This is a genomic window from Ochrobactrum sp. PL_is483, from assembly GCF_055816855.1.
In genome coordinates, this window is record NZ_JBVPGS010000027.1 from 85,952 (window position 1) to 94,762 (window position 8,811).

An 8,811-nucleotide genomic window follows, 5' to 3' on the forward strand; every position below is an offset into this window, starting at 1 on the left:
CAATATGTTAGATGAGCTGCATGAAGGGAAAGAATAATGCTTGACTGGGTTATGCCCTCTGAGGATCGGCATCACAGCCGAACGTTCCTCGCCTTCGGCGCGCAGGACGCAATTTGGGGCGATCTGACAACCGATGTGCAGAAGGCCATTGGCGCTCTCGCCAGGTTGATCGCCCGGTTTGAGCCCGTGACGGTTTTATACCGCGCAACCGAGTTGGAAAGCGCGAAGCTCAATTGCGCTGCAAGCAATGTGTCGTTCATCGAGGCCGAACTCGACGATATCTGGATGCGTGATATCGGACCGAACTTCGTCGTGAACGCGCGGGGTGAACTGGGCGCCGTTGACTTCAATTTCAACGGCTGGGGCGGGAAGCAGCAACACGAAAAGGATAGTGGTGTAGCGCGGCTCGTCAGCGATGCCTTGGCAACGACCTATATTCGCAGCCGGTTGCACGGTGAAGGAGGCGGAATCGAAGTCGATGGTTATGGTACCGCGATTTTAACGGAAAGTTGCTGGATCAACGACAACCGCAATCCCGGTTGGGGCAAACAGGATGTTGAAGCCGAGCTTCGATCAATGCTGGGGTTGCGGAAAATCATATGGCTACCGGGTATCAGGGGCCGCGACATCACGGATGCGCATGTCGACTTTTATGCCCGCTTCACGCGAAGAGGAGAGGTCGTGGCCAATCTGGAGATGAACCCCGCTTCCTTTGATTACGACGTCACCCGAGAGCATCTGGAAATATTAAAACAGGCCACGGATGCCGATGGAAATCGGCTGCGCATCCACACATTGGCGCCCCCGTTGAAGCCGCGCCGGAACAAATTTTCGGAAGATCCTGATTTTGCCCCGGGCTATATCAATTATCTGCCAGTTAATGGTGGCGTAATAGCCCCGGAGTTCGGCGATGCCGAAGCGGACGCAAGATGCCGGGAATTGCTGGCCGAACTCTATCCGGGGCGGGAAATCGTTCAACTGAATATAGACGCGATCGCCGCAGGAGGCGGAGGCATCCATTGTGTGACCGGGCACCAGCCGATGGCGAAGGCAGGCTTTTAAGCAACATGCTTCCCGCGTTGGACTTCCTGTTGCAGGTGGAGCGCAGGAATTTTGCCCCAGCCTACGCAAGAAGGTCTTCGATGTCATCGAAGATCGACTGCCATTCTTTCTGCGTCAGCTCGAACAGGTTGAAGCTTCTCAGCCAGAATGCGCCTTCATTGGCAATGAATGCCAAACGCGCCCGTCGTCCTTCCGGCGTGGAAATATCAAGGCCGTCCCATTGCTTGCGATACCAGGCCCGGGTTTCTTCGAGATAGTGGGAGTTGGGAATAAGGCTCGCCATCATCGCGGCAAACCGTGAATCGTCGTCCGCGTCGCTTTCGCGTGTCACCGCGATATGCGCTGCTATGTGTGAGATCGCGTCATTCTTCTGTTGCTTGCGTGCCGCCACCTGATCATCGAACCGGTCGCCCAACCGTTCGATCATGGCTTTCATCAGCCCGTCCTTGTTGCCGAAGCAATATTGCACGCCGCCCTTGGTTACGCCGGCGGCTTGCGCAACCGCGTCCATGGTCAGCGCAAGGATGCCGCCTTCCTCAACAAGCTTTTCAGCCATGTCGAGCACATGATCGCGGTTGATCGAGCGCGGACGACCTGTTTTTTGCAATTTCTTACTTTCCATACGGACGGATTTATATTAGGTCGGCTCCTCTGACAAGTTTGAATACGACCGTATTGAAAAGGTATGAACCGATGTTGCCGCAAAATCGTTGGCTCGTTCTGGCAATTGTTTCCAGCGCGTTGTTCCTCATCGTCGTGGATATGACAGTGCTCTACACGGCCCTGCCGCGCCTCACCCATGATCTCGCGGCAACGGCTTCGGAAAAGCTCTGGATCATGAACATCTACCCTCTGGTGGTGGCAGGTTTGCTGCCGGGCGTCGGCACGCTTGGCGACAAGCTCGGCCACAAGCGCATGTTCATGAACGGGCTGGCGGTGTTTGGCCTTGCCTCGCTCTGTGCGGCCTATTCGCCAAATCCGGAAATTCTGATCGCGGCGCGCGCATTCCTCGCCTGCGGCGCGGCCATGATGATGCCTGCCACCCTTTCGATCATCCGTCTCACTTTCACCGATGAGAAGGAACGCTCACTTGCCATCGGCATATGGGCGGCAATCGCTTCGGGTGGTGCTGCCATCGGCCCGGTCGCGGGCGGCATTCTGCTGGAATATTTCTGGTGGGGTTCGGTCTTCCTGATCAACGTGCCGGTTGTTCTGGTGGCGCTCGGGCTTTCGGCCTTCCACCTTGAAAACCGCCCGCTTGGCTCAAAGCGCAAATGGGACCTCGTGGGCTCGGTCCAGATCATGATCGGTCTGATCGCGCTCACCTATGCCGTCAAGGAACTGGCAAAGCGCGATGCATCGATGATGGTATTCGCGGCAGCTCTTGTCATCGGCCTTGTTGCCACGACGATCTTCGTCCGCAGACAGTTTGCAAGCGCTGAACCGCTGATCGATTTCTCGCTGTTCAAGACGAGACTGTTCTCGTTGGGCGTGTTTGCAGCGCTGGTCGCGTCGGGGTCGATGACCGGCATGGAACTGGTTTTCAGCCAGCGCATGCAGCTGATCGAAGGCATGACACCGCTGCAGGCCGGTCTGACCATTCTGCCTATCCCGCTGGCGGCCTTCGTTGCAGGGCCTCTTGCGGGCGCAATGTTGCCGCGCTTCGGTGCGGGCAAAGTGCTTTGGGTATCGCTTGGCGTTACGGCGCTCGGGGTGATGATCTACATCCTCACCTATCGGCTCTCGGCGCACATTTATCTGGCCGGGCTTGCCGTCCTTGGCTTTGGCGTCGGCTGTGCGATGACGGGCGCCTCATCCTCGATCATGGGAAGTGCGCCTGCCGAGAAGGCGGGGATGGCCGCTTCGGTGGAGGAAGTCTCGTTTGAGCTAGGCAATGCACTGGGCGTGACGATTTTCGGCAGTATCCTGTCGGCATTCTATACGGCGAGCCTTGTTCTGCCAGCCGGTTCAGGCATTCCTCCGGTTGTCCGCGACAGCCTCGATGAAGCGCTGCTTGCAGCGCAATCAATGGCCCCCGCTGATGCCGGTGCGCTGACCACGCTTGCTTCGCAGGCGTTCGAGAATGCCTATGTCGCCGTTGTGGTGGCAACGGCATTGCTGCTGTTCGCTGCAACCGTTGCTACCTATCTGGTCCAGCGTTGCACGAGATAAAAAACCCTTGATGACCCTGACGCGCTGTCGCATCGCTGCGGTGGCGCGGAGGGCGTCTCATTCGCATGTGAAGGTATCGACCGGCCCAAGCCCGGAGAGCCGCCACTTCACGCAATGGTATTTCTCCAGTATTGATGCGTGCAAAGGTGGTTGGGAGACGACCCGTCATGGGCACAGCAAGCGATGCGCGTTTCTGGGATCGGACGTCGCGGAAATATGCCTTGGGCAAAATCGCGGATCAGGCCGGCTATGAGCGCACGCTGGACCGGACCCGAGCTTTGCTTGGAACAAGTGACAAGGTGCTGGAGCTGGGTTGCGGCACAGGAACAACAGCGCTTAAGCTTGCAGGCGCTGTGCAGGGTTACCTCGCGACAGACTTCTCGGCTGGAATGATCGCGATTGCCGACGAAAAGCTTGCAGCTGCCCCAATCCCGGCTCTCACCTTCCGGACTGCCACCGCGGAAACGCTTGCGTCCGAGGCAGTACGGTTCAACGTGGTTCTTGGATTCAATTATCTCCATCTGGTTCGCGACCTGCCGGGCACGCTGCGCTGTATCCATACCCTGCTTGAGCCGGAGGGCTTGTTCATTTCGAAGACGCCTTGCGTGGGCGACATGAACCCGCTCATCCGTCTTGCCTTATTGCCCGCGATGCGCGCGATCGGCAAGGCGCCCTATGCGGGCGTCTTCGGGGCAACGAAACTGAGCCAGCAAATATCTGCCGCAGGCTTCGATATTCTTGCGGTCGAAGGCCACGCCATGACGGGCAATGATAATCGTCCTTATATTGTGGCGCGCAAGCGCGCGCAGCCGTAAGGATGTCGCGCGGTTGCCCTTACGGTCGGGCCTCCCATCTCCAATTCCGGATTTCCGGCATGTCCTCACCATGTTCACGCACGTAACGTCTGTGAAGGACCAGCTTTTCCTCGAGCCTGGCGATCAAGGGAGCGGCTACATCATCGCTGACTGGCAGCCGCTTGACAGCCGCGATGGCAAGATGAAATCGGTCCAGTTGGTTCAGGACCGTCATATCGAAAGGCGTCGTCGTCGTCCCCTGTTCGATAAAGCCATGCACGTGGAAATTGGGATGATTGGCGCGTTTATAGACCAGCCGGTGAATGAGATAGGGATAGCCATGATAGGCAAAGATGACGGGTCGGTTGGTGGTGAAAATCCGGTCGAATTCGTCGTCGGCAATGCCGTGCGGGTGGTGTTGCGGTGACTGGAGAACCATCAGGTCCACGACATTGACCACGCGGATGCGCAGATGCGGCAAGGACTGGCGCAGGAGATCGACCGCGGCAAGCGTTTCCATTGTCGGCACATCGCCCGCGCAGGCCATGACGATATCCGGTTCCAGACCGTCTTCGGTTCCGGCCCAATCCCATATGCCGAGACCGGCTTCGCAATGGCGCACGGCGTCGTCCATCGATAGCCATTGCGGTTCGGGCTGTTTTCCCGCCACGATAACGTTGATGCGATCCCAGGTCTTGAGGCAGTGATCGGCCACCCACAGCAGCGTGTTGGCATCCGGCGGGAAATAGACGCGGATGATATCGGCGCTTTTATTGGCCACCAGATCGACAAAGCCGGGGTCCTGATGCGAAAAGCCGTTATGATCCTGACGCCAGACGTGAGACGTCAAAAGATAGTTGAGCGAGGAAATCGGTTTTCGCCATTTCAGTTCGCGCGCGACTTGCAGCCATTTGGCGTGCTGGTTGAACATGGAATCCACGATATGGATGAAGGCTTCGTAGCAGGAGAAAAATCCGTGCCTTCCGGTGAGCAGATAGCCTTCCAGCCAGCCCTGACAGAGGTTCTCGCTCAGCACTTCCATGATGCGACCATCGGCTGAAAGGTGATCGTCTATGTCGAGGGTTTCAGCCATCCATACGCGGTCACTGGCGTCGAAGACGGCGCTTAGACGGTTCGACGCGGTCTCATCGGGGCCGAACACGCGGAAGTTCTTTTCCGGCTCGTTCAGCTTCAGCACGTCCCGGAGGTATTCGCCAAGTATCTTGGTGGACTGCGCCTCAATCGCGCCCGGCTCGCTCACCCCGACGGCATATTGCCGGAAGTCGGGCGTATGCAATTCCTTGCGAAGCAAGCCGCCATTTGCATGCGGATTGGCGCCCATGCGGAAATCGCCTTTCGGCGCCAGCGCGCGCAGTTCCGGCTTCAGCGCACCTTTCTCGTCAAACAAATCCTCCGGGTCATAGCTTCTCATCCAATCTTCAAGGATTTTGCGATGGGCATCGTTTTCCCGGCAGTTGGCAACGGGTACCTGATGCGAGCGCCAGAAATTCTCAACGATGAGCCCGTCGACTTCCTTCGGGCCGGTCCAGCCTTTCGGGCTTCGCAGAATGATCATCGGCCAGCGCGGGCGTTCCGGTGATTTTACATCGGCATGTTTCTTGATTTTCGCGATCTGCGTGAAGATCGTATCCAGCGTCGCGGCCATTTTCTGGTGCATGGCTTCGGGTTCGCTGCCCTCGACGAAGAAAGGCTCATAGCCGTAGCCTTTGAAAAGGCTGGCCAGATCGTCATCGGAAAGACGCGCGAGAATGGTGGGATTGGCGATCTTATAGCCGTTCAGATGAAGGATCGGCAGCACGGCGCCGTCGCGCGCGGGATTGAGAAATTTGTTGGAATGCCACGAGGCGGCGAGCGTTCCCGTCTCCGCCTCGCCATCGCCGACCACGCAGGCGACCACCAGGTCAGGGTTGTCGAAAGCAGCGCCATAGGCGTGGACCAGCGCATATCCCAGTTCGCCGCCTTCGTGAATTGATCCCGGCGTTTCCGGCGCTGCATGGCTTGGTATGCCGCCGGGAAAGGAAAACTGCCGGAACAGTTTGCGCATCCCTGCCTCGTCCTCGCTGACGGCAGGATAGATTTCAGAATAGGAACCTTCCAGATAGGTGTTCGCTACCATGCCCGGACCGCCATGCCCCGGCCCGCATATGTAGATTATGTTGGCTTCTCTTTCCCGAATGATGCGATTGAGATGCGCATAAATGAAATTGAGGCCGGGCGTCGTACCCCAGTGGCCGAGCAGTCTTGGCTTGATATGCTCAGGCTCCAGCGGCTCGCGCAGCAGGGGATTGTCCATCAGGTAGATCTGCCCGACGGAAAGATAGTTGGCGGCCTTCCAGTAGCGATCGATCAGCGCAAGTTGCTGTGGTGCCAAAGGGCCTTGGGCGATTGCTTTGCTCATGCTTTGTCTCCTTCGCGGATGGTTAGGCAGACACGCTGGCCGCCGTTTCAGCCGTGTTCTGGATGACCTCCAGTGTCTGGGAGGCGATGATCTGTTCTTCGTCGGTAGCAAGCACGAACGCTGCTACCTTGCAGGATGGTTTTGTGATCCGAAACGCATTGTCTTCATTGGCAGAAACGTCCATTTCCAAACCGAGCCAGGAAAGACGCGCACAGACGGCTTTGCGGATTGCGGGCTGATGTTCCCCGATGCCTGCGGTGAAGATGAGAGCATCGAGACCGCCAAGCGTCGCAGCGAGCCGGCATATTTCACCGGCAATGCGCGCGGTGAAAATGTCGATGGCCGCGCGCGCGCGGGCATCGTCGCTTGCGAGCAGATCGCGTGTATCGCCACTGATGCCGGACAATCCGAGAAGGCCGGAGCGATGATAGAGCAGGTCGGAAAGTGCGTCGGCTCTCATGTTGTCCTGCTGCAGCAAATGCAGAAGCACCCCCGGATCAAGGGCGCCGCAACGGGTCGCCATTGGAATGCCGTCAAGCGTTGAAAAGCTCATGCTGGTGTCGACGCTTTTCCCTCTGTCCATGGCGCACAGGCTTGCTCCGCTTCCCAGATGTGCGGCGACAATCTTCCTGCGGGCAAGCTCCGGTTCTCGTCGGGAAAAGTTCTCGATGATGGACTGGTAAGATAAGCCATGAAAGCCATATCGCTTTATTCCGCGCTCATGGAGCGCGATGGGCACCGCAAAACGCCGGATTGTGTCGGGTACGGTCTGATGGAAGGCGGTGTCGAAGGAAGCCGTTTGGGGAAGATGGGGAAGGAGCTTTCGAACGGCCTTTATCAAAGCTGTGCTTTTCGGCTGGTGGAGCGGCGCGTAAATGGAAAGGCTCTCTATAGCCTCGATATGTCTATCGTCCAGCAATATCGGCCCGGCAAATTCATCGCCGCCAAAGACGACGCGATGGCCGATGGCTAGAATGTTTTCGGGACTGACATGATCGGACAATCGCGCGAACAGTTCTTCCAGAATGCTGACGATATTCGCGGTTCCAGCAGATGCCAGGGCAACGTCCAGCTTCACGCCTTCACCGCGCAACTGAAAGGTTACGGGAGATGCATTCAGGTCGATCTCGCCCCGTGCCAGTTTTCGAATTTGCTGTCCGTCAGAAGCGAACGTGCCGATCTTGACGCTTGAAGAACCGGCATTGAACGTAACAAGCTGCTTGTGCACGCCCGGCCTCTCCCTTGTTCGTGGCTGATACGTAACAAGATAGGGGAGTGTTTCGGGCTGACGATATGTCCAGCGCAGATCATCGGGCTGAACCCCGCACCCGGACCGGGGCCGCGCCCGATCAGGCAACGGCGTTTCCATATCCGGATGAAATTTTCTGTTACAACTTTATAGGGAACAAAACCGCTTCCCGTTCATTTAATTCGAGCGTTTGTCCGGGAATCACCGGATGATCTGCTGTGTCCAGGTTTCCCATCGTCGTAAGCCGGGAAGTTTGGGACATATCGATTTTTTAACGATTGGAGTTCGTGATGGGGATTTTCGACAAGATTAAGAACGCCATTTGGGGAGAGGCGCATGCAGCAACTCCCGCGACGGAAACCGCTGCTTCGTCTGCGCCGACGCCAACGGCATCGCCGAGCGCTGCCGCTCCGGCACAGTCGGCACCTGCCGCCGCGGGCTCTGTCGACGTGGGCGCCATTCTTGATGCTGCCGTCGCCAAAAGCGGCCAGAAGCTCAACTGGAAGACTTCGATCGTCGATCTGATGAAGGCGCTTGGCCTCGACAGCAGCCTGGAACACCGCAAGGAACTTGCCAAGGAGCTTGGCTATACCGGTGATACGGGCGATTCCGCCACCATGAATATGTGGCTGCACAAGCAGGTCATCCAGAAACTCAAGGACAACGGCGGCAAGGTGCCCGCCGGCTTGTAATCAGGAGGGTTCCCGATGGGAAGCGCAGGAATAGGCTGGATTGCGGCAATCATCATCGGCGGCCTGGCCGGCTGGATTGCCTCCAATTTCATGAACAGCAATACCGGGATATTCATGAATGTCATTCTCGGTATCATCGGCGCAGCCGTGGCGAGTTTTATCTTCGGACTTCTCGGTGTTTCGTTCGGCGGCTGGCTGGGCTATCTGATCGCGGGCTTCATCGGCGCTTGCATATTGATATGGCTGGGCCGATTGATAACTTAGCAAAAAGGCGCCGGGAGGCGCCTCAGACCGCTGACAAACCCGTCGATATTTTTCGGCGGGTTTTGTTTTTGGGAGGGGTCGCGTTTTGTGCCTGCACTGGCGAGGCGTTGCAAACGGCTGCAGCCGCTCATGCGCTGGCTGCCTTTGGCGTCTTTGTCA

The 8,811-nt window shown here is 57.6% G+C and carries 8 protein-coding genes; 5 read left to right on the top strand and 3 right to left on the bottom strand.

The window, feature by feature from the left end; all coding sequences use genetic code 11:
* The first annotated feature begins 51 nt into the window (after positions 1 to 51).
* Positions 52 to 1,062 carry an agmatine deiminase family protein gene (locus AC0TNJ_RS04960; RefSeq protein ID WP_473770467.1) on the top strand — a complete coding sequence of 337 codons (1,011 nt, stop codon included), beginning with the start codon at positions 52 to 54 and terminating at the stop codon, positions 1,060 to 1,062.
* 61 nt (positions 1,063 to 1,123) lie between these two features.
* Here the strand turns inward: AC0TNJ_RS04960 and AC0TNJ_RS04965 are convergent, their stop codons facing one another.
* A complete protein-coding gene (locus tag AC0TNJ_RS04965; RefSeq protein WP_473766798.1) occupies positions 1,124 to 1,669 on the bottom strand; it encodes a TetR/AcrR family transcriptional regulator in 546 nt (181 codons plus the stop codon).
* An 86-nt stretch (positions 1,670 to 1,755) separates the two neighbouring features.
* Between AC0TNJ_RS04965 and AC0TNJ_RS04970 the strand changes: the two genes are divergently transcribed.
* Together AC0TNJ_RS04970 and AC0TNJ_RS04975 are read left to right on the top strand one after the other, a co-directional pair.
* Positions 1,756 to 3,234, top strand: coding sequence for an MFS transporter (locus AC0TNJ_RS04970; protein ID WP_473770456.1), 1,479 nt, complete (start codon positions 1,756 to 1,758; stop codon positions 3,232 to 3,234).
* A gap of 167 nt (positions 3,235 to 3,401) precedes the next feature.
* Positions 3,402 to 4,049 (top strand): class I SAM-dependent methyltransferase, encoded by a 648-nt coding sequence (locus AC0TNJ_RS04975; RefSeq protein WP_473770457.1) that lies wholly within the window; start codon positions 3,402 to 3,404, stop codon positions 4,047 to 4,049.
* Between the two features lie 19 nt (positions 4,050 to 4,068).
* Here AC0TNJ_RS04975 and AC0TNJ_RS04980 read toward each other — a convergent pair whose 3' ends face one another.
* Both AC0TNJ_RS04980 and AC0TNJ_RS04985 read right to left on the bottom strand, forming a co-directional pair.
* On the bottom strand, positions 4,069 to 6,447 hold the full coding sequence (locus AC0TNJ_RS04980; RefSeq protein WP_473770458.1) for a phosphoketolase family protein: 2,379 nt from the start codon (positions 6,445 to 6,447) through the stop codon (positions 4,069 to 4,071).
* Positions 6,448 to 6,469: 22 nt separating this feature from the next.
* The gene (locus tag AC0TNJ_RS04985; RefSeq protein WP_473770459.1) at positions 6,470 to 7,675 is read right to left on the bottom strand and encodes an acetate/propionate family kinase; all 1,206 of its coding nucleotides are present in this window, start codon (positions 7,673 to 7,675) and stop codon (positions 6,470 to 6,472) included.
* A 311-nt stretch (positions 7,676 to 7,986) separates the two neighbouring features.
* On the opposite strand from AC0TNJ_RS04985, the gene AC0TNJ_RS04990 reads away from it, so the two are divergent.
* Together AC0TNJ_RS04990 and AC0TNJ_RS04995 are read left to right on the top strand one after the other, a co-directional pair.
* Positions 7,987 to 8,388: a DUF3597 domain-containing protein gene (locus tag AC0TNJ_RS04990; protein WP_473770460.1), complete on the top strand. Its 402-nt coding sequence runs from the start codon at positions 7,987 to 7,989 to the stop codon at positions 8,386 to 8,388.
* Positions 8,389 to 8,403: 15 nt separating this feature from the next.
* A complete protein-coding gene (locus AC0TNJ_RS04995; protein WP_122002176.1) occupies positions 8,404 to 8,652 on the top strand; it encodes a GlsB/YeaQ/YmgE family stress response membrane protein in 249 nt (82 codons plus the stop codon).
* Positions 8,653 to 8,811: the final 159 nt, after the last annotated feature.

Coding starts and splice junctions, on each gene's coding strand:
- AC0TNJ_RS04980 (WP_473770458.1), bottom strand. CDS start 6,447: ATGAGCAAAGCAATCGCCCAAGGCCCTTTGGCACCACAGCAACTTGCG.
- AC0TNJ_RS04995 (WP_122002176.1), top strand. CDS start 8,404: ATGGGAAGCGCAGGAATAGGCTGGATTGCGGCAATCATCATCGGCGGC.
- AC0TNJ_RS04970 (WP_473770456.1), top strand. CDS start 1,756: ATGTTGCCGCAAAATCGTTGGCTCGTTCTGGCAATTGTTTCCAGCGCG.
- AC0TNJ_RS04975 (WP_473770457.1), top strand. CDS start 3,402: ATGGGCACAGCAAGCGATGCGCGTTTCTGGGATCGGACGTCGCGGAAA.
- AC0TNJ_RS04960 (WP_473770467.1), top strand. CDS start 52: ATGCCCTCTGAGGATCGGCATCACAGCCGAACGTTCCTCGCCTTCGGC.
- AC0TNJ_RS04990 (WP_473770460.1), top strand. CDS start 7,987: ATGGGGATTTTCGACAAGATTAAGAACGCCATTTGGGGAGAGGCGCAT.